Here is a 23,861-nt window from a genome sequence, read left to right on the forward strand (position 1 = left end):
CCCATGATGTTTCGGTGAGGACCACCATAAGCGAAACTGAACAGTCGCTCAATAGCGATTTTCAACGCTGGCGAAAATTATTCATGGGGGTGTGATGTGGCCACTTTTTTGTAGGAGCTGCCGAAGGCTGCGATCCAGTGCAAAGCACTGGCAAGGGAGTGAATTTCAAATCACGGCAAAGTCGTACCGCCTTTATCGTCCGAGTGCGGCCCAAACCTTCGGCAGCTCCTAAAGGTGATCGGTGGTCTACAGATCAAACCGGTCAATCGCCCGGCGGCGTTCGTTGTCGTCGCGCATGTCGTAGCTGGCGGTGGTGGCGATGTTGGTGTGGTGCGCCAGCTTTTGCGCAATCGACAGGTCATGTTCTTCGATGACCCGCGTGATGAATGAACGACGAAAATCGTGGGGCATGATGTCCATGCCGATCTGCCGCCCGCGCTGTTTGGCGATAAAGTAGATGGCGTGTTTGGTGATGCGCTCACGGGTGATATGGCTGCCGCGGCGGATGCGATTGAACAGAAAGGGATCGTCACCCTGCCCCTCGGGCAGGCAGGAGCGACGCAATTCCAGCCAGTCGTTAAGCACACTGAATGCCCAGGTCGGGGCATATTTGATCAGTTGTTTGTTGCCCTTGCCGGTGACCTGCAAGCTACGTTCGGCAAAATCTACCTGCGCCAGGTCGAGGTTCACCGATTCCGATTTGCGCATGCCGGAGCCGTACAGAATCGCAATGATCGCCGCATCACGACGCCCCTGGGGGCGCGGGTCAGCGGCGCAGACGTCCATCAACTCCTTGATCAGCGTGCGGCGAATATTCTTGCCTCTGCCCAGGCGCGTGCCAGCGATTGGCTTTACCGAACGCATTTTCAACAACTGTTCGTGGCTGATCAGGCTTTGGCGCCAGGCCTCGTTGGTCACACCGCGAATCGCGTTGACGTACAACGACGAGGTGTTCGGCGCATAACCGTCTTCACGCAACGTGGCGACCAGCGCGATCACGTCGCCGGGCTGCAATTGGTGCCAGGGAATTTCGCCGATAGCCATGTCGACAAACCCCAGACGATCCGCTGCGTCCTGCAGCACGTACTTCATCGTCAAGCGGCTCGACGGCGCCAGGCGCGCCAGATACAGCGCCAACGGATTCTGCACCTCGCGCAGCGACATGAACGACCTGCCCAGAGTGATAAAAACAGCCACTCTACACCACATCGTCAGCGGCTAACCAATTGAACCCACAGACATTTTATTGCCACTAAAGATCATTGGTCTTCAGCAGTTCGGCGCCACTGAACACCCCTCCCAATTGCATAAATCGCCCGCCACTGCCGAGGGTACCCAGGTCCATGGGCACCAGGTTCAGGGACCTGATCAGTTCCGCCACCGACGCCTTGGCCTGCGCATCGTCGCCCGCGATGAACGCCACACGTTTATGACCCTCGGGAGCCGCGTTAAAGAATCCGGCAATGGGCAAGGTATTGAAGGCCTTGACCACCCTGGCATCGGCAGCGAGGCGTGCAATGATTTCGCTGCCGCTGTCGTCACCCAAATGGTCGACCGTGAAGTCCACGTAGTTGAGAAAGGTATTGGTCGCGTCGATCAGAATCCGCCCTTCCCATTTGGGCAACTTGGCCAGCGCCTCTTTGACGCTGACCCAAGGAATCGCCAACACCACGATCGGGCAGGCCGCCGCCTGTTCCAGCGTCACCGCCCTCGCCTGCGAGCCCAATCGATGAATCACCAACGACAGGCTTCCAGGACCGCGACGATTGCTCAGCAGCACCTCGTGCCCGGCACGGATGAATTCCGCCGCCAGCGTTTCACCGACGGTTGCAGCGCCCAGAATCCCGATGTTCATAGCATGACCTCACGACTGTCCATAACTGAATTGCCAGCGGCAAAATTATAGCCGTGGAACGACTAATCCATTGCCCAGCCGGGCGGGAACCGCTTTTTCTTTATGAAACCTATACATAAATATGATTCTGCCGCACCTGCCGAGGGTGTTAAAAAGCCCCCACGTAATAGCTCAATGGCATCAACGCCGGCTTCCGACCTAAGGTTCAGGTACCACAATGTTTAAAGACCTCACGATTGCCAAACGGCTCGGCCTTGGTTTCGGCCTGGTGCTGGCGCTGATGATGCTGATCACCCTGATCGGCGTACAGCGCGTAGGCATGATCGAAGCGCGCCTTACCAGCGTCAGCGAAGACGCCGCAATCAAACAGCGCTATGCGATCAACTTCCGCGGCAGTGTGCATGACCGTGCCATCACCATTCGCGACGCGGTGCTAGTGCGTGATGAACAGGGGCTGGCGAGCATTCTGAGTGATATTTCGCGCCTCAATGCGTTGTACCAGGCCTCGGCGCAACCGATGGACAAGCTCTATCAGGACAAGGGCGCCAGCAGCGAAGAAAAAACCATGCTGGAGGGCATCAAGGCCAGCGAGCGCACCACCCTCGCCCTGACCGACCGCTTGTTGCGCCTGCGCCAGCAAGGCGATATCGAACAGGCACAAACCCTGCTGCTGACCCAGGTCTCGCCGGCCTACAAAGAATGGCTGAAACAGGTCAACGGTATGATCGACTGGGAAGAAGTGGCGATCGGCAAAGACATCAACTTCGTCCGCGTCACAGCGAGCAACTTCTCCTGGCTGATGCTGTTGGCCACCGCCATTGCCGTGTTGTTGGGCGTGGTGGCGTCGCTGCTGATCATTCGCAGTGTCAAGTCGACGCTGGGCGCCGAACCCCACGAAGTGGCACGACTGATTCGCCACATGGCCAGCGGCAATTTAAGTGACACCATCGAGACCCATTACCCGAACAGCGTGATGGGCGCCTTGAAAACCACCAATGTGCACCTGGCCGACACCATGACCCAGGTGCGTGCGGTGGCCGTCGAACTGATGGGCTCGTCCTCACAACTACTCGCCAGTTCGGACAGCAACAGCGAGCAAATGCGCGTACAAACCGGTGAAACCGAACGCATGGCTTCGGCGATCTCGCAAATGGCGGCGACCGTCAATGAAGTGGCCGGTTATGCCGCCACCGCCGCGAAAGCCACGCAAACCGCCGACCTGGAAGTGGAGAAAGGCAAGCAGGTGGTGGAAACCACGGCCGTCGCCATGCACGAACTGGCGGATGTGCTGGAGAACGCCGCGCGCTCCGTGGGCCAGGTGGCACAGGACAGCAAAGCGATTGAGGCGATCGTCACGGTGATCAACGCCATCGCCGAACGCACCAACCTGCTGGCGCTCAACGCCGCCATCGAAGCCGCCCGTGCCGGCGAATTCGGCCGGGGCTTCGCCGTGGTGGCCGACGAGGTGCGCTCGCTGGCCACCCGGACCCAGGAATCGACCCAGGAAATTCGCACCATGGTCGGGCAATTGCAGACCGGCGCCGGCGTGACCGCCGACCTGATGCGCGACAGCCGAGAACGGGCCCAGCGCACGGTGGAGCAGACGCACCTGGCAGAAGCGGCCCTGGTGAAGATTCGTCATGAAGTGGGCGCGATCAATGACATGAACGCGCAGATCGCCAGTGCTTCCGCCCAGCAACGGGTTGCCGCCGAGGACGTCAGCCAGAATATCAACCGTATCCATGAATCCGCGTTGGAAACCGCCGTTGGCTCGAACCAGGTGGCACGCTCCAGCAAGGAACTGGCGGGCCTGGCCGATGTGCTGACCGAGAAGGTGAGTTTCTTTAAGGTGTAAGCATCCATGGAAATTTCTTTTGCCTGGTTAACCGCCTTCGCCAACACGTTGGCGAAAGGGCCCGACCAGGCAAAATTTTTTTTCAGGTTCGATGAATAAATCTACGCTTTCAGGTGTTCTCTGGTTGTCACTGTCCCGTGCCTTAATTCAGGAGCAATGCAGATGAAGACCCGCAACGCCACACCTCTGATTCGTCACTCTTCCGCCTGGGCCCTGGCCGGCTGTCTGGCGGCCACCCTGTTGAGCGGCTCGGCACTGGCCTCCGGCGGTGGCGGCGGAAGCAGCGCGCCGTCGAAACCCAATTGCCCGAAAGGCCAGGTCTACGACTCGCGGACCCGAACCTGCACCGACCAGCAAAGCAGCATTACCCCCGATGCCGACCGCACTGATTACGCTTACCGTCTGGCCAAGGCCGGTCGCTATGATGAAGCGCTGACATTGCTCGACACCCTCCAGGAGCCGAACACTGCCCGCGCGCTCAACTATCGTGGTTATGCCACACGCAAACTGGGGCGCACCGATGAAGGCATCAGCTACTACCTGAAGTCTGTACAACTGGACCCCAAATACGCGCAGGTGCGCGAATACCTGGGCGAAGCGTATGTGATCAAAGGCCAGGTAGACCTGGCAAAAGAGCAACTGGAAACCATCAAAACCCTGTGCGGCACGTCCTGCGAGGAATATCGTGATCTGGCCCATGCGATCAATCACTCTTCGGGTACGTAACTGACCACGGGCACCTCTGGCCCAGGTCAAACCGGGCTAGTCTTGCCCTCTTCATTGCGGAGGCTGTCATCGCGAGCGATATCGACATCAGGGCCGAACTTGGCCAGCATCTGGCGCGCTTGTGGCGCTATGGTTTGGTGCTGTCCCATCAGAAGCATGTCGCCGAAGACCTGGTGCAGGCCACCTGTGTCCGCGCGTTGGAGCGTGCCGGGCAGTTCGTGCCCGGTACCCGGCTCGATCGCTGGCTGCTGTCGATCATGCATTCGATCTGGCTTAACGAGATCCGCTCCCGGCGTGTGCGTCAGGGCCAGGGCTTCGTCGACGCCGAGAGCACGTTGTCGTTCGACGGCGAGCATCAGGCACTGAACCACGTGCTGGCCGGACAGGTCATCAAGCGGGTCAACGCCTTGCCTGAAGCGCAGCGCGAAACGGTGTTCCTGGCATACGTCGAGGGACTGTCGTACCGCGAAGTGGCCGATCTGCTCGAGGTGCCCATCGGTACCGTCATGAGCCGCCTGGCCGCCGCCCGCCTCAAACTCGCCGAAACCGCCACACCCCACGCCGCGTCGAGCGCATCGACAGGAGACAGGCGATGAACGACCACAATCGGCAGCCGGTGCCGTCAGACGAAAACCTGGTCGCCTACCTCGATGGACGTCTGGACGAAAAACAACGCATCCAGATCGAAATCGCCCTGCAGGAAGACTCGGCGCTGGCCGAGCGTTTCGAGATATTTTGCCGCAGCAATCTGCCGTTTCAGAGTGCCTTTGGCACCCTGCTCGAACAGGCGCCAACCGAGAAACTGCAGGCGATGCTGGCCGCCTTGCCCACCCCGACCCAAGTCCGCCAACGCAACCTCAGTCGCCGGGGCTTTGTCGCCGCAGCCGCCAGCTTCATGATCGCCGGGGTCATCGCCGACCGGGTTTACCTCGATTGGCGTACGCCGACCACGACCCACGGCTGGCGCGCGCTGGTGGCTGAATACATGGCGCTGTACACCCGGCAAACGCTGGACAACCTAGGCAATGATTCAAGCCTGCAAGACGCGCAGCTCGAGGCGGTGAATGAGCGTCTGGGGCTGTCGCTGACTGCCTCGCTGGTAGCGCTGCCGCGCCCCGAACTCAAGCGCGCGCAAATTCTCGAATACGACGGCGTGCCCATCGCCCAGATCACGTACCTCGACCCCGAGCACGGTCCTCTGGCGCTATGTATCACTCGCTCGGACAGTGGCGAAACGGCACCAGCCGTAGAGCAGCGGCTGAGCATGAATGTGGTGTTCTGGGCGGATGCGACTCACGCGTACATGTTGATCGGGCACAACCCGCCTGATGAACTGGGCGCCATGGCGCAACTGGTCCGCAGCCGGCTTTCGGTGTGATCTAGCTGGCTGCGACATTTATCCGCAGGCTGAGCGATGTTTGTGACTGGAGTCCCTCGCGGCTTTCTGGTCTATTAGCGTGCGTCCTCAGACGCCACTGCCCATAGGAAGATAAATTCGAATGTCTGCGAACCCTTTGAAGAACGTCCTGACCTCGTTTGCCCTGCTTGCCTCACTGGCCACTGTCACCTCGGTGTTTGCCCACGCGCACCTGCAAAGCGAAACCCCGGCATCCGGCAGCACCGTGACCGCCCCCAAAGAGCTGCGCCTGAACTTCTCCGAGGGTGTCGAAGTGAAATTCACCAAGGTCGACGTCACCACCGAAAGTGGTGCGCTGGTCTCGGTGAAAAGCATGGCCACGGCAACGGGCGACAAAAAAATCCTGATCATAATCCCCGCCACACCGCTGGCTGCCGGGCAATACAAGGTGGTCTGGCATGCCGTGTCGGTCGACACCCACAAGAGCAACGGTTCTTACTCCTTCAAGGTAAGCCCGTAACGCCATGCAGAGCGCGTTGATCCTGTGTCGCTTCATCCACTTTGCCGCCGTGCTGTTGCTGTTCGGTACCTGCCTGTTCCGCACCTGGCTGTTCCGGCCTCTACTGAACAGTGAAGACCTGCGGACACTGGACCAGAAGCTCACGTGGCTGACGCGCCTGCTGATTCCCGTGGCGTTGTTCAGTGCCCTGGCATGGCTGGTGCTGACCACGGGCTCCATGGCCGACTCATGGCAAGACGGGCTGGATCCGCCGACCTTGTTGATGGTGCTGGGCAGCACCTTCTTCGGTCAGGTGTGGAGCACGCATTTGCTGTTCAGCGGGCTGCTGATGCTCGGTCTATGGTTACCGGGCCTATCGTCGCCGTGGCGGCGGCTGACGCTGGCCGCGTTGTTACTGGGCAGCCTGGCGCCGGTCGGCCATGGCGCGATGTTCGACGGCCTGCTGGGCGACCTGATGATGCTCAATCAACTGGTACACCTGTGCGGCATTGGCGCCTGGCTCGGTGGTTTATTGATGCTGGTGTTGCTGCTGATGCCTCCGGCCTCCGGCAATACCGAGCGGATCCTGTTGCGCTTCAGCGGCATCGGTTACCTGCTGGTGGCGACGATCATCATCACCGGCCTAATCAATGTCAGGGTCCTCAGCGGTTCGATATGGCCGGTTCCGGCGCTGTCCGGGTTCGGTCTGATCCTGCTGATCAAGGTATGCCTGGTGTTATGCATGCTGGGGCTGGCGCTGTTCAATCGGATAATGCTCAACCGCAACGCCGGCCGCCTTCATCTGTTACGCACCAGCGTCACCCTCGAGTGCCTGTTTGGCATGGCGGCGGTGGCAGCGGTGTCGCTGCTGGGCACCCTGCCGCCGATGGCCCTTGCCTGAGCCGGCGACCACCGCTTTGCAATGCACCGTAACAACTTGGTGCTTGATGAGATCGGGATTTAGAGTAGCCTCTTTTGATCAGTATTTAACGTCAAAAGATGACATGGGAGCCGTTATGTCCATCATCAAAAAACCAGGTGATTCCGACAAACCCCCTGCTTCAGGTAAACCCACGAAAAAAGTCGTGCCCCTGAACAGCCCCTCTAAACCCGGAGATTCAAGCGTCATGGAAGCAGTGACTACCTCTTACTCTGCGCTGGCCACCCCCTTGCCAACCTTCTGGCTGATCGCCCACGAGCTGCGCGACCGCTCCGAGAGCGAGCGCCTCAAACACATCCAGACGGGCTTTCCGGCCACCTGGGTGCGCGCGACTCGCGAAGCCTTCAAGCTCAGCAATGAACTGCTGGAATCCTTGTTCAACGCCTCGATCTCAACCCTCGAGCGTCGGCAAAAGCAGCAGCAACCACTGGACTCGGTAGCCTCCGAGCGCCTCGATCGCGTCGCCATCATCGCGACCCAGGCCGCAGAGGTTTTCGAAGCGCCGGACAAAGCCAGTCGCTGGATGGTCACCGCCAATGCCGCGCTGGGCGACGCCACGCCCCTGCACCTGTGCGAGAGCGAAATCGGAGCACGGCAAGTGCGTCGTGTATTGGCGGCCATGGAATACGGCGGGGTTGTCTGATGCAGGTCTGGAGAATCGCCAAGGCGCGATTCGCCAGCGATTTGTCGGGACAAGGTGCGGCCTTGTTCGGTGGGCGCTGGAATCATATCGAACAACGAGCGATGTACTTCGGTCTGACACCGGCCATTTGCGCGCTCGAAACCTTCATTCATGCCACCGAGGTTCCGCGCTTCCCGCTCAAGATCATCCGCTTGAGCCTGCCGGATGATCCCGAGTTATACCGGGAGCCCTCGCTCGCGCAATTGCCTGATGGCTGGGATGCCAAACCTGCCGACAGCCCGAGCATGGATTTCGGTTCTCGCTGGCTGGAGCAACGGCAACAACTGGGCTTGATCCTGCCGTCATCGGTCATGGTCTACGAGCGCACGGTCATGATCAATCCCGATCACCCGGCGGCCAGCCAGATCAAGATCCTCAGCGTCTGCGACTTCGCCTACGACAGCCGGATGTTCGCCCAGCGTAACTGATCGTTGAAACCTGTCACGTCAACCGTCAACGGTTGACGTCAACCACCACCCGTCCCCGTACTTTACCGGCGATCAGTTGAGCACCCACTTCAATCACCTCGCTCAGACCGATTTCGCGGCTGATCAGTGGCAACAGCGACAGGTCCAAATCAGTCGCCAGACGCTCCCAAGCCTGTATCCGGTCAGCGCGCGGGCGGTTCACGCTGTCGATACCGGCCAGGGTCACGCCGCGTAGAATGAACGGGGCCACCGATCCCGGAAACTCCATGCCTTGCGCCAACCCGCAGGCGGCCACGGTGCCGCGATAGCGGGTGGCAGCGCAGACGTTGGCCAGCGTATGGCTGCCCACTGAGTCAATCGCCGCCGCCCAACGCTCCTTGGCCAACGGACGGCCCGGCTCGGACAGCGTGGCGCGGTCGATAATCTCGGCAGCGCCCAGTTGTTCAAGGTAAGCGCTTTCAGCGACGCGACCGGTGGAGGCGACCACGCGATACCCCAGCTTAGCCAGAATCGCGATGGCGAAACTGCCGACGCCGCCGTTGGCGCCGGTGACCAGCACTTCGCCCTTGTCGGGGGTCAAGCCATGTTCTTCCAGCGCGATCACTGCGAGCATCGCGGTGTAGCCCGCGGTGCCAATCGCCATGGCCTGCGCCGGGGTAAATGCCTTGGGCAGCGGGATCAGCCATTTGCCTTCAAGGCGCGCCTTTTGCGCCAGGCCACCCCAATGCCCTTCGCCGACACCCCAGCCATTGAGCAACACCTGATCGCCGACTTGAAACTGCGGGTCGCTGCTGTCGCTGACCGTACCGACCAGGTCGACGCCCGGCACCATCGGAAACTTGCGCACAACCGGGCCGGCGCCGGTAATGGCCAGACCGTCCTTGTAGTTCAACGTACTGTAAGCAACATCCAGCGTGACCGTGCCGGCCGGCAGTTGTTCTTCGCTGATCTCACTCAGCGTGGCCCGATAACCGTTGTCGTCTTTCTCGATCAAAATGCCCTTGAACATGTTCGCCTCCGATTTAGACCCTAGAATCAATGCACAGCCGTTTGCGGTTACTGCCCGGGCCAGTGGCCACGAAAACCTCGCTCGGCAATAATAGACCGATCGTATTTAAATATCATAAGACTTTTGGATATACGCCTGGCTCAGCGGTTATAGGGCAAAGTGAGTCAACGTTTCAGCACCTGAACCCCGCAACGAACGGAGAATAACAAGCATGAGCACCTGGCCCGACCGCCGTATCCTTGACCTGTTCAATATAGCCCTGCCTATCTTGCAAAGCCCCATGGCGGGCGCCAGCGGCTCGGCGATGGCCATTGCAGTCGCCAAGGCCGGCGGCCTCGCCTCCCTGCCCTGCGCCATGTTGAGCCTGGAACAGATTCGCGCCGAAGTCGCGTTGATCCGCCAACAGAGCAAGGCCCCGTTGAACCTGAATTTCTTCTGCCACCAGACACCCGCGGCCGATCCCGAGCGAGAAGCGCGCTGGAAACAAAGCCTCGAGCATTACTACCTCGAACTCGGCGCCGACTTCGATGCACCGACACCGGTGTCGGTCCGCGCGCCGTTCGATGAGGCCAACTGCGCATTGGTCGAAGAGCTCAAACCGGAAGTCGTCAGCTTTCACTTCGGCTTGCCCGCGCAAGGCTTGCTGGATCGGGTCAAAGCCACCGGCGCGAAAGTCATTTCTTCCGCTACTACAGTGCAAGAGGCGGTCTGGCTGGAACAGCACGGTTGCGACGCAATCATCGCCATGGGCTATGAGGCCGGCGGCCATCGCGGGATTTTTCTCGGTGAATCGCTGGATACCCAGATCGGCACCCTGGCGCTGGTGCCGCAGATCGCCGACGCGGTCCGGGTGCCGGTGATTGCTGCCGGGGGTATTGGTGATGCACGCGGGGTTGCCGCGGCCTTTGTGCTGGGAGCCTCGGCCGTGCAAATCGGTACGGCCTATTTGTTCTGCGCCGAAGCCAACGTCAGTGCGCCGCACCACCAAGCCTTGCGCAGTGCGCAGGCCAGCGACACCGCCTTGACCAACCTGTTTACCGGCCGGCCGGCGCGAGGCATCGTCAATCGGGTGATGCGCGAACAAGGCCCCATCAGCGCCATCGCCCCCGCGTTTCCACTGGCTGGCGGTGCGCTGCTGCCCTTACGTGCCAAGGCTGAGCCACAAGGCAATGGCGACTTCATGAACCTGTGGGCAGGTCAGGCGGTGGGCTTGAAACATGAATTGGCGGCTGAAGAATTGACGCGGCAGTTGGCTGCGCAAGCGCTGGCAAAGCTGACCGGCAAGTGAAAAACCTGTAGGAGCTGCCGAAGGCTGCGATTGGCACTCAAACGCGGTGAGTGGTCCGGTTTTATCGCAGCCTTCGGTGCTCCTACAGGATTGTGCGCATTACTTCTTCAGATTCTGTCGATACTCGGTGGTGGTGATGCCCTTGTACCCCCAGTTATCGGTGTCCACTTCTTCGATGACGATGTGCGTCAGTTCCGGGTCTTTACCCAGGACACGCTCCAGCGTCTCGGTGATTTCCTTGATGACCTGGGCTTTCTGATCGCGGGTCACGCCATCACGGGTAATGCGTACGCTGACGAAAGGCATGTTTTATTCCTCACATTGATTAGTGTTGTTTGCGCGGTGTTACAACTTACCAGGTACCGGAACTCATGCCGCCATCGACGGCCAGCACAACCCCGGTGGTGAACTCGGCGTCGGCCAGGTACAGCACCGCGTCGACAATATCCCGCACCTGGCCGACATGGCCGACCGGTTGCAGCGATTTCAGGAACTCAGCGTGCTGCGGATCGTGCAGCGGGGTATCGATAATCCCCGGTGCCACGGCAGTCACCTTGACGTTATGCGGCGACAGCTCAAGCGCCAGGGCGCGTACTGCCTGGTTGATACCGCCTTTGATCAGCACTGGCAACGTCGCCGGAGTATTGCGGTTTGGCTGCAGAGCCACGGCGGCGGAAATGCTGATGATATGCCCCTGTTTGCGCTCGCTCATGTGTTTCGCAGCAGCCTGGCTCGGAAACACAAAACCACGCAGGTTGGTGTCCAGTTGCGACTCCAGATCTTCAGGGGTGTAGTCGATAAAGGCCTTGGAGCTGAAGATACCTGCGTTGTTGATCAGCACGTCGACTTTGCCGAAGGCTGCAATCGCACGTTCGAACAAGGCGGTGGCGGTCGCTGGCTTGGAGATGTCACCGGCGACGGCGAGAAAGTTTTGCGAATTGGTGAAGTGCTCGGCAGCGGCTTGCAGACGCTCCAGAGTGCGGGCGTTGCCGACCACGTTGTAACCACGGGCCAAAAACGCTTCGGCCAACGCAAAGCCAATGCCGCTGGAGGCGCCGGTAATCACTACGGTCTTGCTGCCTTTGTTGCTCATGTCGTTCACCTGTAAAGAGAGTCATGATCAAGCCAGCGAGGGCCCGTCTGTTCGAGCGAAGTTGCTCTGCTGGAACGAACTTTATTCGTGTTCTTTCATTCGATAAATACCGCTTTTATCAATTCAGTTGATACCTTGTGTAAGCAATTGAAACAACCAGTCACAGGGCTACGATGACTTTTGTTGAGGGCGACGCTTCCCCGTCCGGGTGACCCGCTATATATTCCACTACATAGCGATTGGCCTTTACCCCACTGGCCACCCTCCCGTTTCCCTCTCAAAACAATGGAAGCCTTTATGCAGAAGGGTCTACTCCGCGTCACTCTTTCCTCCCTCGCCGCCGTGGTTTCCACCTTGGCCATGGGCTCGGCCCTCGCTGATGAAGTTCAGGTTGCGGTCGCTGCCAACTTCACCGCACCGATCCAGGCGATTGCCAAAGACTTCGAAAAAGACACCGGACACAAGCTGGTGGCGGCTTATGGCGCCACAGGCCAGTTCTATACCCAGATCAAGAATGGCGCGCCGTTCGAGGTATTCCTCGCGGCCGATGACACCACCCCGGCCAAGCTGGAAAAAGAAGGCGACATCGTTCCTGGCTCGCGCTTCACCTACGCCACCGGCAAGTTGGCCTTGTGGTCGGCCAAAGAGGGTTACGTCGACGACCAAGGCGCAGTGCTCAAGGCCAATCAGTTCCAACACCTGTCGATCGCTGATCCGAAAGCCGCACCGTATGGCCTGGCCGCGACCCAGGTACTGGAAAAACTCAAACTGACCGAAGCCACCAAAGACAAGATCGTCACCGGGCAGAACATCACCCAGGCCTATCAGTTCGTCTCCACCGGCAACGCCGAACTGGGCTTCGTCGCCCTGTCGCAGATCTACAAGGACGGCAAAGTCACCAGCGGTTCCGCCTGGCTGGTGCCGGCCAACCTGCATGACCCGATCAAGCAAGACGCGGTGATCCTCAACAAAGGCAAGAACAACGCCGCCGCCAAGGCGCTGGTGGAGTACCTGAAAGGACCGAAAGCCGCTGCGGTGATCAAATCCTACGGCTACGAGCTGTAAATGCCGCTGAGCAGTGACGACCTGGCGGCGATCTGGCTGACGCTGAAACTGGCGTCATTGACCACCGTCATCCTGCTGCTGATCGGCACCCCCATCGCGTTATGGCTGGCCCGCACCCGCTCCTGGCTCAAAGGCCCGGTGGGTGCGGTGGTCGCCCTGCCCCTGGTGCTGCCGCCGACAGTGATCGGGTTTTACCTGCTGCTGAGCATGGGGCCTAACGGCTTCTTCGGTCATTTCACGCAACAGATCGGCCTCGGCACCCTGACCTTCAGCTTCCCCGGTCTGGTCATCGGTTCGGTGATCTACTCGATGCCGTTTGTCGTACAGCCGCTGCAAAATGCCTTCGCCGCGATTGGCACCCGGCCGCTGGAAGTCGCGGCGACCTTGCGTGCCAACCCGTGGGACACCTTCTTCAGCGTGGTCGTGCCGCTGGCTCGGCCTGGCTTTATCACCGGCGCGATTCTGGGGTTTGCCCATACCGTGGGCGAGTTTGGCGTGGTGCTGATGATTGGCGGCAATATCCCCGGCAAGACCCGCGTGGTCTCGGTACAGATCTACGATCACGTCGAGGCCATGGAGTACGCCCAGGCTCATTGGCTGGCCGGCGCGATGCTGGTGTTTTCGTTCCTCGTGTTGCTGGCGCTGTACACCAGCGGTAAAAACAAAGCTGGCTGGAGCTGAACGGATGACCTCGCAGATTCAGGTTCGCCTGCAGATGACTTACCCGAACTTTGCCGTGGACGTCGACCTGACGCTGCCCGGGCGCGGGGTGACGGCGCTCTACGGCCATTCCGGTTCCGGCAAGACCACCTGCCTGCGTTGCATTGCAGGTCTGGAACAAGCCAGCGAAGGCTTTGTCCAGATCAATGGCGAGGTTTGGCAGGACAGTCGCCAAGGGGTTTTCCTCGCCCCGCACAAACGCGCCCTTGGTTACGTGTTTCAGGAAGCCAGTCTGTTCCCGCACCTGTCGGTGCGCGGCAATCTGGAGTTCGGCCTGAAACGCATCCCCCGTTCGCAGCGCAAGGTGCAGCTGGAGCATGCCACTGAGCTGCTGGGCATCGATCATCTGCTGCAACGCCCTCCGGACAAACTCTCTGGCGGCGAACGGCAACGGGTCGGCATTGCTCGCGCCTTGCTGACCAGCCCGCGCCTGCTGTTGCTTGACGAACCACTGGCGGCGCTGGATGCCAAACGCAAAAGCGAAATCCTGCCCTATCTGGAACGCCTGCACGACGAGCTGGAGATCCCGATGCTGTACGTCAGTCACTCGCAGGATGAAGTCGCACGGCTGGCCGATCACATTGTGTTGCTCAGCGAGGGCAAAGCGTTGGCCAGCGGTCCGATCGGCGAGACCCTGGCCCGCCTCGACCTGCCGATGGCCACTGGCGACGACGCGGGAGTGGTGATCGAGGGTGTGGTCAGTGGTTATGACGCCCACTATCAGTTGCTGACGTTGAATCTTCCCGGCAGCGACCTCAAGGTTCGCGTCGCCCACGCCCCCATGGCCAATGGCAGGACATTGCGTTTCAAGGTTCAGGCCCGGGACGTCAGCCTGAACCTGCAACCCGACGAGCACAGCAGCATCCTCAATCGCCTGCAGGTCACCGTGACTGAAGAAATCAGCGCCGATAACACCGCCCATGTGCTGGTGCGCCTTGATGTCGCCGGCACGCCGTTGCTGGCACGGATCACCCGGTACTCCCGCGATCAACTGGGCCTGCATCCCGGCCAACCGTTGTGGGCGCAGATCAAAGCCGTGGCGGTACTCGCCTGAGATCAAGCTCGGCACGACTGCCGATTGCAGTGGTCAATGAAGATACCGACTGAGGATCTTCAGCCATGCCCGACTCAATGCTCATCGCCGACCTGCCGTCCGACCTGCACTACGTCGACGATACTCAGCCCGGGTTCCGGCGCCGGATCTTGCGCGGCAAATTTGCCTACTTCGACACCCAGGGCCAACGCATTCGCGATGAGGCCGAAATCAAGCGCATCAACGCACTGGTGATCCCGCCGGCCTACACCGAGGTGTGGATCTGTGCCGACCCGCGCGGGCACCTGCAAGCTACCGGATTCGACGCGCGCGGGCGCAAACAGTACCGTTATCACCCGCGCTGGCGGGAGATTCGCGACGAGAACAAATACGCGCGCATGCTGCAATTCGGCCTCGCCCTGCCCAAGGTCCGTAAACAGCTGGAAGCACAACTGGCTGCGCCGGGCATGGGCCGCGACAAGGTCATGGCCGCCGTGGTCTCGCTGCTCGACGCCACGCTGATTCGGATCGGCAACAGCCAGTATGCACGGGACAACCGCTCCTACGGTCTGACCACCCTGCGCAACAAACACGTGGAAATCAAAGGCAGCGCCATCCTCTTTCAGTTTCGCGGCAAAAGCGGCGTCGAGCACCAGGTCAGCATCAAGGACCGGCGTCTGGCGCGGATCATCAAACGCTGCATGGAATTACCCGGCCAGAACCTGTTCCAGTACCTCGACGACGATGGCGAACGCCACACCGTCAGCTCTTCCGATATCAACGCCTACCTGCAGGACCTCACCGGCGCCGACTTCACCGCCAAGGATTACCGCACCTGGGCCGGCAGCGCCCTGGCCTTGGCGACCTTGCGTAAATTGCAATGGGAGCAAGAAGCCGAGGCTAAAAAGCACATCGTCGACATGGTCAAACACGTCGCCCGAATACTGGGCAACACGCCCGCTGTGTGCCGACGCTGCTACATCCACCCGGCGGTGCTGGAGGCGTTTCTATTGGGCGAACTGGCGAAACTGCCGAGAGCCCGGCAACGTAAAGGGCTGCGGGTGGAGGAAGTGGCGTTGGCGAGTTTTCTGCAAGTTTTGGCGGAGAAATCCGAAATTTCTGTGGGATGAAATGCGATCTCTGTAGGCGCTGCCGCAGGCTGCGATAACGCCTACAGGGGAACCATGGTTGGCTTTCGCCCCATTACCCCTTAGATTCTCCCGCTGCACGATACCCCGGCACTCTTTCAAGGTTTGATCATGACTTCACAGCGCAACGACCCACAGACCACTCGCTCAGGCTTTGTCAGCGTGCGCGGCGCTCGGGAGCACAATCTGAAGAATGTCGACGTCGACATCCCCCGCGACGCGCTGGTGGTGTTCACCGGGGTGTCGGGCTCGGGCAAATCTTCGCTGGCGTTTTCGACGCTGTACGCCGAAGCGCAACGCCGTTATTTCGAATCAGTGGCGCCCTATGCGCGGCGTTTGATCGACCAGGTGGGCGTACCGGACGTGGACTCCATCGAAGGCTTGCCACCCGCCGTGGCCTTGCAGCAACAACGCGGTACGCCAAGTACCCGCTCTTCGGTGGGCAGCGTGACCACCTTGTCGAGCCTGATCCGCATGCTTTATTCCCGGGCCGGCAGTTACCCGGTCGGGCAACCGATGCTGTACGCCGAAGACTTTTCGCCGAACACCCCGCAAGGCGCCTGCCCGGAGTGTCATGGCCTGGGTCGGGTGTATGAAGTCACCGAAAAGACCATGGTGCCCGACGATTCGCTGACCATCCGCCAGCGCGCGGTGGCGTCGTGGCCGACCGCCTGGCAAGGCCAGAATCAGCGCGACATTCTGGTGACCCTCGGTTATGACGTCGACATCCCGTGGCGTGATCTGCCGAAAAAACAACGCAACTGGATTCTGTTCACCGAAGAAACCCCGACCGCGCCGGTGTACGCCGGCATGACCCCAACGCAAACCCGCGACGCGCTGAAACGCAAGCTCGAACCGAGTTACCAGGGCACTTTTACCGGCGCCCGACGCTACGTGCTGCACACCTTCACCCACTCGCAAAGTGCGCTGATGAAGAAACGTGTGGCGCAATTCATGATCGGCAGCCAATGCCCGCTGTGTGCTGGCAATCGTCTGAAGCACGAAGCGCTGTCAGTGACCTTCGCCGGTTTCGACATTGGCGAGCTGTCGCAAATGCCCTTGCTGCGTCTGGCCGAAGTGTTGCGCCCGGTGGCGGCCCATGAGTATGTCGAAGGCCAGCACGAAGGCGACGACATCCTCAGCAAACAGCAGATCGCCGCAGCGCGTGAGCAGCGTATCGCCCAGGGCGGTGCCGCCCATGAAGGATCAACCGATGTTCGACACACACCCAACCTGTCCGTGGAAAAACGCCTGGCGGCGCAACGTATTGCTCAGGACCTGCTGGGCCGGGTCAGCACCCTGACCGATCTGGGCCTCGGTTACCTGGCCCTGGACCGCAGCACGCCGACCCTGTCCTCCGGCGAATTACAGCGCTTGCGCCTGGCCACGCAATTGGGCTCACAACTGTTCGGGGTGATTTATGTGCTGGACGAACCCTCGGCCGGCCTGCATCCCGCTGACGGCGAAGCGTTGTTCGGCGCGTTGCAGCGGCTGAAAGCGGCCGGCAATTCGTTGTTCGTGGTCGAGCATGATCTGGAAACCATGCGCCGCGCCGATTGGCTGGTCGACGTCGGACCAGCGGCTGGCGAGCATGGCGGTCGGGTGTTGTACAGCGGGCCTCCGGCCGGGCTTGCGGACGTTGAAGCGTCGCAAACCCGCGCGCATCTGTTTGCCAGACACACCGTTCAAGCGCACACCCGCCGCACAGCCAAAGACTGGCTGAAGCTGGAAGGTGTGACCCGCAATAACCTGAACGACCTGTCCGCCGCGTTTCCCTTGGGATGCTTTACGTCAGTCACCGGGATCTCCGGTTCTGGCAAGTCGAGCCTGGTCAGTCAGGCGCTGCTGGAGTTGGTCGGCGCACATTTGGGTCGCACCGTTACCGAAACGGAGAGCGAAGCACCGAGCCTGGAAGACGACGCGCCGCAGACCAGCGGTGGCCAGGTCGCGGCCGGACTGGCGTCGATCAAGCGTCTGGTGCAGGTCGACCAGAAACCCATCGGCCGCACCCCGCGCTCGAACCTGGCGACCTACACCGGGCTGTTCGATAACGTGCGCAAGCTGTTCGCCGCGACGCCCGAGGCGCGAGACAAACAATACGACGCCGGTCAGTTCTCGTTCAACGTGGCCAAAGGTCGCTGCCCGACCTGCGAAGGCGAAGGCTTTGTCAGCGTCGAATTGCTGTTCATGCCCAGCGTCTATGCGCCCTGCCCGACCTGCCATGGAGCGCGCTATAACCAGGACACCCTTGCTGTCATCTGGCAGGGTCTGAACATTGCCCAAGTGCTGCAACTGACCGTCGACGACGCTGTCAGCGTGTTTGCCCAACAACCCGGCGTGTTGCGTTCCTTGACCGTGCTGCGCGACATCGGCCTGGGCTATCTGCGCCTGGGGCAACCGGCCACCGAGCTGTCGGGCGGCGAAGCGCAACGCATCAAACTCGCCACCGAACTGCAACGTACCCAACGCGGCGCCACCTTGTATGTGCTCGACGAACCCACCACCGGCTTGCACCCATGCGATGTCGACCGACTCTTGAAACAACTCAACAGCCTGGTGGATGCCGGCCACAGCGTGATCGTGGTCGAACATGAAATGCGCGTGGTGGCACAAAGTGACTGGGTGATCGATATTGGGCCGGGAGCCGGCGATCAAGGCGGAACGCTGGTGGCTTGCGGCACGCCAGAGGAGGTGATCAAGGTCAAGGCCAGCCGTACCGCACCGTTTTTACGGCAGGTGTTAAGCGGGAAATAACGATCCCGGATACACCGCACTGTTACAGTTCACGGCATAGGTTCATCATGTACCGCCGGGACTGAGATCCCCGCGTCACTTTTTTCTCCGGACGTCACATGACCCCTAACGCAGAACGCTACAACCCTTCAACCGATTACGCCGACAAGCTGATCACACGCATCGGGCAAACCCCGACGTGGATCGCCAAGCGCATCGGCGTCACCGACAAGCGCATCCGCTACATCCTTGACGGCGAACGCACGGTCAAGGGCGAAACCACCCCGATCCAGATGACCTACACCGAGCAGTTCGCCCTTGAGTGCCTGGCGGCAGAAGCCACTGCCGCGAAGAAGTAACGATTTATGGCTTGAGTGGGATTTCGATATCCCGCTCCGACAGACTCTTGCCGTCATCCGGATGTTTCCAGTCTTGTGGTGGCGGAGTGTCATCTTCGGTCGGTGGCCCCAGGTCTTCGCCGGGCATGTCCTCGACGGGTGCCGGGCTGGCGGGGTCCGGGGATTGTTGGCTGCTGCCGGGGAATCTTCGATCGGTGGTCATAAGCACCTCGTTACGGGCCACGCACCGGAGCGGACCCACACTATAGAGTGGACTAAGACCGGCGGGTTCGCTCGACAGGACGGGCGGATTGGGCACCTCACCACGCCAGCGCAGAAAATTCATGAAAACCTTTGATACAACTAGAGCCTTTACACCGCGCGCCCATTACACTCCGCCGCTTATTTCCCCCCACAGATGAAGCGTCCATGTCTGAAGACTTTGAAGTCCCCAGTCCTCACGAAGAACACGTCGAACACGCTACCCATCACGCCCACGGTAGCCGCGACAATTTCGCCGGCCGAATCGCGGTGATGACCGCAATCATGGCCACCGTCGGTGCCTTGCTCAGTTACCAGGCAGGGTCCACGGAAAGCGAAGCGGCAATGGACAAAAACAACGCCGCGATCAAGAAAACCGAAGCCTCCAACCAGTGGAACTACTACCAGGCCAAGTCCAGCCGACAAAACCTGGCCGAATTGGCGACCCACATTCCCGGTGTTGACGCTGCGCATTACGTCGCCGAAGCCGAGCGCTACAAGGCTCAGAAAGAAGACGTACGCAAAGTCGCCGAAGGCCTGGAAACCGAAGCCAAGGAATGGGATGAAAAATCGGAAGTGGCCCTGCACCGGCACCATCGCTGGGCGCAAGCGATGACCGTGATTCAGATCGCCATCTCGCTGGCAGCGATTACCCTGCTCACGCGTCGCGAATGGATGAAAAAACTGGCCTACGGCGCGGCCAGCGTCAGCGTGGTGTTGGGCACGATGGCGTGGTTGCATATTTGATCTTGCGCTGCGCCGTAACTGGCAACATGCTACCGCGCACCTTCGCCATCGACACCGGGTTGAACCATGCACGACGCTAACCTGCCTGCTGAGTCCGACAACACTGTCTATAAAACCCTGCTGGAGTCGACCAAGGCGATCCCTTGGCGGATCGACTGGAAAACCATGACCTTCAGCTACATCGGGCCACAGATTGAACAGCTGCTGGGCTGGCAGCAGGACAGTTGGGGCGGGATCAATGACTGGGTCGAGCGCATGCACCCGGATGATCGCGATTACGTGGTCAACTTTTGCGTCGCGCAATCCCAGGCCGGGGTCGATCATGAGGCGGATTATCGGGCGCTGACCAAGGAAGGCGACTACGTGTGGATCCGCGATGTGGTCCATGTAGTGCGCAAGGATGGCGAAGTCGAGGCGCTGGTCGGTTTCATGTTCGACATCAGCGAACGCAAGAAAACCGAAGAGCATTTGATTCGCCTGCAAAAACAACTGGAAGCCTTTTCGTTCCAGGACGGGCTGACCGGGGTCGCCAATCGCCGCATGTTCGACACCGTGCTGGAGCGCGAATGGGCCGCCGCCCAGGCTGGTCAGACGGCGCTGTCGCTGATCATCCTCGATATCGACTTTTTCAAGCAGTACAACGACCACTACGGGCACATGAAAGGCGATGAAGCCTTGCGCCAGGTGGCGCGAACACTGTCCCAGGCGGCGAACCAGCCCCAGGATTTCATTGCCCGTATCGGTGGCGAAGAATTCGTCTGGCTACTGCCCGAGACGGACGCCTACAAGGCACAGCGCGTGGCGGAAAAATGTTTGCAACTGGTCCGTCAACAGCAAATTCCCCATGAGAAGTCGGAAATTTCGCCGCTACTGACCCTGAGCCTCGGCGTTGGCACCCTCATCCCGACAGCCGAAATGACGGCCCTGCAGTTTGTCGAGAAGGTCGACAAGTTGCTGTATCAGGTCAAACGCAACGGTCGGATGGGCGCCGAGTACGCTGACTTTAGCGCTTGACCTGAATTCAACAGCAAGGAACGGCGTTTCAACTGACCACCGCCTCGCGCTCGATCAAGGCACGTTTGCGTTCGACGCCCCAGCGATAACCCGACAGTGAACCGTCGTGACGCACCACCCGGTGGCAAGGAATCGCCACCGCGATGTTGTTCGCAGCACAGGCTCCGGCGACGGCGCGCATGGAGGTCGGCGCTCCGATGGCGCGGGCGATGTCCGAATAGGTCACCGTCGTCCCCGCCGGGATGTCCCGCAGCGCTTGCCATACCCGTTGTTGAAAGGCGGTGCCCCTGACATCCAGCGGCAAATCCAGCCCCTGCGTTGGCGCTTCGACACAGCCCACCACCTGCGCCACCAGCGATTCGTACTCGGCGTCGCCGCCCATCAGCCGTGCCTTGCTGAAGCGGTCCTGCAACGAACACAACAGCTCGGCGGGATCATCGCCCAGCAAAATTGAGACCACGCCTTTGGCGCTGGAGGCCACCAGAATCGCGCCGAGGGACGACTGGCCGATGGCAAAGCGAATCACCTCATCCGCCCCGCCGTCCCGGTATTGGCTCGGGGTCATGCCCAGCATGCCGGTGGATTTTTCGTAGAAGCGCCCACTGGAATTGAACCCGGCGTCGTACATCGCCTCAGTGATGGACTGGCTGCTGAGCAACTCCTCGCGCACCCGCCCGGCCTGATGTGCGGCAGCGTAACCTTTAGGGGTCAAACCGGTTTCCCGTTTGAACAGCCGGTGAAAGTGGCTGGCGCTGAGACCCACCGCTTGCGCCAGGTTGCTCAGCGATGGCAGCGCGTCCTGTTGCTCGATCAGGCGGCAGGCCTTGGCCACCAGAATTGAATTGGCCGTACCTGGGGAAATGCCGTCTGGGTTACAGCGTTTACAGGCGCGAAATCCAGTGGCCTGGGCTTGTTCCAGGCTGTCGTGCAGGCGGACATTGTGCGGATGGGCTGCCCGAGACGGGCACGACGGGCGGCAGTAAATACCGGTGGTGCTCACCGAATACCAAAACTGTCCATCGGACTCGGGATCGCGCGCCACGATGCGCGCCCAACGGGGATCGTTTTCCGTGGTGGTCGTAACGTGACTGTTCTGAGGGTTGTGCGCCAGGTTCATGCTGATCACTCCATGCAGTGCGTGAGTATGCCAGTGGTTACCTTGGCAAACAGCACGCGCCGTCACACTCCGGGTCTTGCTTTCAAACTCGATCGGGCTTCATCCATCGGATAAGCCATAAGCATTGCCTATGACTCGCATCATAAACCGGTCTTGGCCCTGATGGCCCTGCCCTCGTCATCCTGTACGCAGACGTTCTGGCGACAGAGACCCAGCATGCCGACCTCGACACCTGCCTCCCACAGATTCAGCGTACGACGCCAGACCTGTAGGTGCTGCCGAAGGCTGCGATTGGCACTCGAGCGCGGTGAGTGCTCTGGCATTTTCGCAGCCTTCGGCAGCTCCTACAGGGCATCTGCGCCGGACTAATGACGGGCCAGACTTCAGAGAAACGCCCCGCGCCTACACAATCTCGGCTAACGCCGGATGGAATTTGAGCGGCGTGAACTCGGTGATGGAGTAGCTGGCAATGCCATGCACGAAGACAGGTTCACGATATACAGGGTCAATCCTTGGTTAAGTACGGTGAGATCGGTTTAGTCATCAGCCTGATCCTGCAACAACATCCTGATCCGCGACCGCAGCCACTGCTGCGCGGGGTCAGCCTGGCTGCCGGCCCCCCAGGTCATGGAGAGCAGCAGGTCCGGTGCGTCAAGCGGCATGGGTTCGCTGCGCAGGCCGCCCAGGGCGATCATCGCCTTGGCCACATAATCCGGCACCGTGGCGATCAAATCTGAGTTGGCCATCAATATCGGCAAGGTGCTGAACTGCGGCACCGACACTTCCACCCGGCGCTGGCGCCCTTGGGCTTTCAACGTGTTGTCGATGTGCGCGGTGACGTCGCTGGAGTAGCTCACCTGTGCGTGGGGTCGGGCGCAATATTGGTCGAGATCGATGGTTCCGGGCGCACGGTCACTGCGCAACACGTTCAGCTTCAACGTGCACAGCGCCTGGCTGTGCACGCCGCCGTCCGATGGCTGATGGTAACCAAGGCCGACACCAATCTCGCCACTGTTCAGCAAGCCAGTCAGTTGCTCACCGTCGAGCCGTTGCACCTTGAGGGTGGCGCCCGGCGTGTCCAACCGCAGTCGACGCAACAGTTGTGGCAGCAAGGCGTACTCGACGTCGCCACACAGGCCAATGCGAAACTCGGTCCGGCACTGCCCCGGATTGAACGGCACCGTGCGCGGCTCGAACACACTGCCTTGAGCTTCTTGGGTGAAACCAGAAACAGTGCGTTTGGCCAGCGCCATGATCAGTAATCCTTCTTATGAAGTGTATGATTGAACAACTTCGCGTCTGAGAAATACCTTAATTCAGCGCGGTATCGACCAACAGCTGTACATCGGTGTAGTGGATTAATACCTGGGCGTCGCGGCGATAAACCTTTGTATGGTCGCTCCGTCAGAAACAGCCGCGCAGAGCACTGCCCGATGACGATCAATCGAAGACTAACCATCGCCGGTGAACTTAAAAAAGACGAGATTGACACTCACCTCCGGCAGCGATCAATGATGGCTGTCGAGGGCCTGCTCAATGCAGTTGATCATGGTCTGGCCATCGAACGGTTTGCTCAGGAAACCGCTGGCGCCCTCTTGTTCAGCGCGGGCCTTGATGCCGGCTTCTGGAAAAGCGGTCATGAAAATGATCGGTAACTTGCGCCCACTCTTGACGATCACTCGCTGTAGCTCCAGGCCGTTCATACCGGGCATTTGCACGTCGGTGATCAAACAGGCACTGGTCGATAGTTGCTCGGAGGCAAGAAAAGCCTCCGCGCTGGAAAAGATGCAGGACTCATAACCCAACGACCGCACCAGGCTGTCGATGGCGACGCGAACCGACTCTTCGTCATCAACAATGGATATCACGGGATTCAACGACACGGGTTATCTACCTTCAACGTCAGCACACCGCCCGGTTGGCAGGTATTTCTTAGGCATGCCCCACTATAAA

26 protein-coding genes and 1 pseudogene are annotated in these 23,861 nt (G+C 60.2%); 18 read left to right on the forward strand and 9 right to left on the reverse strand.

What is annotated here, in order from left to right:
• Window positions 1–246: 246 nt before the first annotated feature.
• Both xerC and ACF0H7_RS17005 read right to left on the reverse strand, forming a co-directional pair.
• Window positions 247–1,164 (reverse strand): tyrosine recombinase XerC, encoded by a 918-nt coding sequence (gene xerC, locus ACF0H7_RS17000; protein WP_397453923.1) that lies wholly within the window; start codon window positions 1,162–1,164, stop codon window positions 247–249.
• Between the two features lie 88 nt (window positions 1,165–1,252).
• Window positions 1,253–1,855 carry an NADPH-dependent F420 reductase gene (locus ACF0H7_RS17005; protein ID WP_397448074.1) on the reverse strand — a complete coding sequence of 201 codons (603 nt, stop codon included), beginning with the start codon at window positions 1,853–1,855 and terminating at the stop codon, window positions 1,253–1,255.
• 217 nt (window positions 1,856–2,072) lie between these two features.
• Between ACF0H7_RS17005 and ACF0H7_RS17010 the strand changes: the two are divergent.
• The 9 genes and pseudogenes from ACF0H7_RS17010 to ACF0H7_RS17050 form a co-directional block, all read left to right on the forward strand.
• Window positions 2,073–2,573: pseudogene (locus tag ACF0H7_RS17010) on the forward strand (MCP four helix bundle domain-containing protein); the annotation flags it as partial.
• Window positions 2,574–3,122: 549 nt separating this feature from the next.
• Window positions 3,123–3,710, forward strand: coding sequence for a methyl-accepting chemotaxis protein (locus tag ACF0H7_RS17015; RefSeq protein ID WP_397453924.1), 588 nt, complete (start codon window positions 3,123–3,125; stop codon window positions 3,708–3,710).
• 162 nt (window positions 3,711–3,872) lie between these two features.
• A complete protein-coding gene (locus ACF0H7_RS17020) occupies window positions 3,873–4,436 on the forward strand; it encodes a tetratricopeptide repeat protein (protein WP_397448075.1) in 564 nt (187 codons plus the stop codon).
• 110 nt (window positions 4,437–4,546) lie between these two features.
• A complete protein-coding gene (locus ACF0H7_RS17025) occupies window positions 4,547–5,032 on the forward strand; it encodes an RNA polymerase sigma factor (RefSeq protein WP_397453926.1) in 486 nt (161 codons plus the stop codon).
• Entirely contained in the window at window positions 5,029–5,814 is a 786-nt protein-coding gene (locus ACF0H7_RS17030) for an anti-sigma factor family protein (RefSeq protein WP_397448076.1), read from the forward strand. The genes ACF0H7_RS17025 and ACF0H7_RS17030 overlap by 4 nt, the downstream gene beginning before the upstream one ends.
• A 121-nt stretch (window positions 5,815–5,935) precedes the next feature.
• A complete protein-coding gene (copC, locus tag ACF0H7_RS17035) occupies window positions 5,936–6,313 on the forward strand; it encodes a copper homeostasis periplasmic binding protein CopC (RefSeq protein WP_397448077.1) in 378 nt (125 codons plus the stop codon).
• A gap of 4 nt (window positions 6,314–6,317) precedes the next feature.
• Complete coding sequence (gene copD / locus ACF0H7_RS17040; protein ID WP_397448078.1) at window positions 6,318–7,193, forward strand: copper homeostasis membrane protein CopD; 876 nt, start codon at window positions 6,318–6,320, stop codon at window positions 7,191–7,193.
• A 226-nt stretch (window positions 7,194–7,419) separates the two neighbouring features.
• A complete protein-coding gene (locus ACF0H7_RS17045) occupies window positions 7,420–7,875 on the forward strand; it encodes an antitoxin Xre/MbcA/ParS toxin-binding domain-containing protein (protein ID WP_397448079.1) in 456 nt (151 codons plus the stop codon).
• A complete protein-coding gene (locus tag ACF0H7_RS17050; protein WP_397448080.1) occupies window positions 7,875–8,342 on the forward strand; it encodes an RES family NAD+ phosphorylase in 468 nt (155 codons plus the stop codon). Before ACF0H7_RS17045 ends, ACF0H7_RS17050 begins: the two co-directional genes overlap by 1 nt.
• A gap of 25 nt (window positions 8,343–8,367) precedes the next feature.
• Here the strand turns inward: ACF0H7_RS17050 and ACF0H7_RS17055 are convergent, their stop codons facing one another.
• Window positions 8,368–9,351: an MDR family oxidoreductase gene (locus ACF0H7_RS17055; protein ID WP_397448081.1), complete on the reverse strand. Its 984-nt coding sequence runs from the start codon at window positions 9,349–9,351 to the stop codon at window positions 8,368–8,370.
• A 211-nt stretch (window positions 9,352–9,562) separates the two neighbouring features.
• Between ACF0H7_RS17055 and ACF0H7_RS17060 the strand changes: the two genes are divergently transcribed.
• On the forward strand, window positions 9,563–10,639 hold the full coding sequence (locus ACF0H7_RS17060; RefSeq protein WP_397448082.1) for an NAD(P)H-dependent flavin oxidoreductase: 1,077 nt from the start codon (window positions 9,563–9,565) through the stop codon (window positions 10,637–10,639).
• A 99-nt stretch (window positions 10,640–10,738) separates the two neighbouring features.
• On the opposite strand, the gene ACF0H7_RS17065 is transcribed toward ACF0H7_RS17060, so the two are convergent.
• Both ACF0H7_RS17065 and ACF0H7_RS17070 read right to left on the reverse strand, forming a co-directional pair.
• Window positions 10,739–10,945 (reverse strand): 4-oxalocrotonate tautomerase family protein, encoded by a 207-nt coding sequence (locus tag ACF0H7_RS17065; protein WP_397448083.1) that lies wholly within the window; start codon window positions 10,943–10,945, stop codon window positions 10,739–10,741.
• A 46-nt stretch (window positions 10,946–10,991) separates the two neighbouring features.
• The gene (locus ACF0H7_RS17070; protein ID WP_397448084.1) at window positions 10,992–11,732 is read right to left on the reverse strand and encodes an SDR family NAD(P)-dependent oxidoreductase; all 741 of its coding nucleotides are present in this window, start codon (window positions 11,730–11,732) and stop codon (window positions 10,992–10,994) included.
• 297 nt (window positions 11,733–12,029) lie between these two features.
• On the opposite strand from ACF0H7_RS17070, the gene modA reads away from it, so the two are divergent.
• The 6 genes from modA (at window position 12,030) to ACF0H7_RS17100 (ending at window position 18,790) form a co-directional block, all read left to right on the forward strand.
• A complete protein-coding gene (gene modA / locus ACF0H7_RS17075) occupies window positions 12,030–12,797 on the forward strand; it encodes a molybdate ABC transporter substrate-binding protein (protein WP_397448085.1) in 768 nt (255 codons plus the stop codon).
• Window positions 12,798–13,478 carry a molybdate ABC transporter permease subunit gene (gene modB / locus ACF0H7_RS17080; RefSeq protein ID WP_397448086.1) on the forward strand — a complete coding sequence of 227 codons (681 nt, stop codon included), beginning with the start codon at window positions 12,798–12,800 and terminating at the stop codon, window positions 13,476–13,478.
• A 4-nt stretch (window positions 13,479–13,482) separates the two neighbouring features.
• Window positions 13,483–14,571, forward strand: coding sequence for a molybdenum ABC transporter ATP-binding protein (gene modC / locus ACF0H7_RS17085; RefSeq protein ID WP_397448087.1), 1,089 nt, complete (start codon window positions 13,483–13,485; stop codon window positions 14,569–14,571).
• Between the two features lie 65 nt (window positions 14,572–14,636).
• Window positions 14,637–15,680 carry a DNA topoisomerase IB gene (locus ACF0H7_RS17090; protein ID WP_397448088.1) on the forward strand — a complete coding sequence of 348 codons (1,044 nt, stop codon included), beginning with the start codon at window positions 14,637–14,639 and terminating at the stop codon, window positions 15,678–15,680.
• Window positions 15,681–15,809: 129 nt separating this feature from the next.
• Window positions 15,810–18,452: an excinuclease ABC subunit A gene (locus tag ACF0H7_RS17095; protein ID WP_397448089.1), complete on the forward strand. Its 2,643-nt coding sequence runs from the start codon at window positions 15,810–15,812 to the stop codon at window positions 18,450–18,452.
• Window positions 18,453–18,550: 98 nt separating this feature from the next.
• Complete coding sequence (locus tag ACF0H7_RS17100) at window positions 18,551–18,790, forward strand: hypothetical protein (protein WP_397448090.1); 240 nt, start codon at window positions 18,551–18,553, stop codon at window positions 18,788–18,790.
• Between the two features lie 4 nt (window positions 18,791–18,794).
• Here ACF0H7_RS17100 and ACF0H7_RS17105 read toward each other — a convergent pair whose 3' ends face one another.
• Window positions 18,795–18,992, reverse strand: coding sequence for a hypothetical protein (locus ACF0H7_RS17105; protein ID WP_397448091.1), 198 nt, complete (start codon window positions 18,990–18,992; stop codon window positions 18,795–18,797).
• A gap of 206 nt (window positions 18,993–19,198) precedes the next feature.
• Here ACF0H7_RS17105 and ACF0H7_RS17110 point away from each other — a divergent pair, with 206 nt between their 5' ends.
• Together ACF0H7_RS17110 and ACF0H7_RS17115 are read left to right on the forward strand one after the other, a co-directional pair.
• On the forward strand, window positions 19,199–19,777 hold the full coding sequence (locus ACF0H7_RS17110) for a DUF4337 domain-containing protein (protein WP_397448092.1): 579 nt from the start codon (window positions 19,199–19,201) through the stop codon (window positions 19,775–19,777).
• Window positions 19,778–19,843: 66 nt separating this feature from the next.
• Window positions 19,844–20,791, forward strand: a complete 948-nt coding sequence (locus ACF0H7_RS17115; protein ID WP_397448093.1) for a diguanylate cyclase domain-containing protein — start codon at window positions 19,844–19,846, stop codon at window positions 20,789–20,791.
• A 28-nt stretch (window positions 20,792–20,819) separates the two neighbouring features.
• On the opposite strand, the gene ada is transcribed toward ACF0H7_RS17115, so the two are convergent.
• The 3 genes from ada to ACF0H7_RS17130 all read right to left on the reverse strand — a co-directional run bounded on the left by ada (window position 20,820) and on the right by ACF0H7_RS17130 (window position 23,791).
• Window positions 20,820–21,908, reverse strand: coding sequence for a bifunctional DNA-binding transcriptional regulator/O6-methylguanine-DNA methyltransferase Ada (ada, locus tag ACF0H7_RS17120; protein WP_397448094.1), 1,089 nt, complete (start codon window positions 21,906–21,908; stop codon window positions 20,820–20,822).
• A gap of 536 nt (window positions 21,909–22,444) precedes the next feature.
• Window positions 22,445–23,161 (reverse strand): LysR substrate-binding domain-containing protein, encoded by a 717-nt coding sequence (locus ACF0H7_RS17125; RefSeq protein WP_397448095.1) that lies wholly within the window; start codon window positions 23,159–23,161, stop codon window positions 22,445–22,447.
• Window positions 23,162–23,416: 255 nt separating this feature from the next.
• Window positions 23,417–23,791 carry a response regulator transcription factor gene (locus tag ACF0H7_RS17130; RefSeq protein ID WP_397448096.1) on the reverse strand — a complete coding sequence of 125 codons (375 nt, stop codon included), beginning with the start codon at window positions 23,789–23,791 and terminating at the stop codon, window positions 23,417–23,419.
• Between the last annotated feature and the right edge of the window lie 70 nt (window positions 23,792–23,861).

Origin of the sequence: Pseudomonas sp. NA-150, from assembly GCF_044336365.1 — a bacterium.
Lineage (GTDB): Bacteria > Pseudomonadota > Gammaproteobacteria > Pseudomonadales > Pseudomonadaceae > Aquipseudomonas.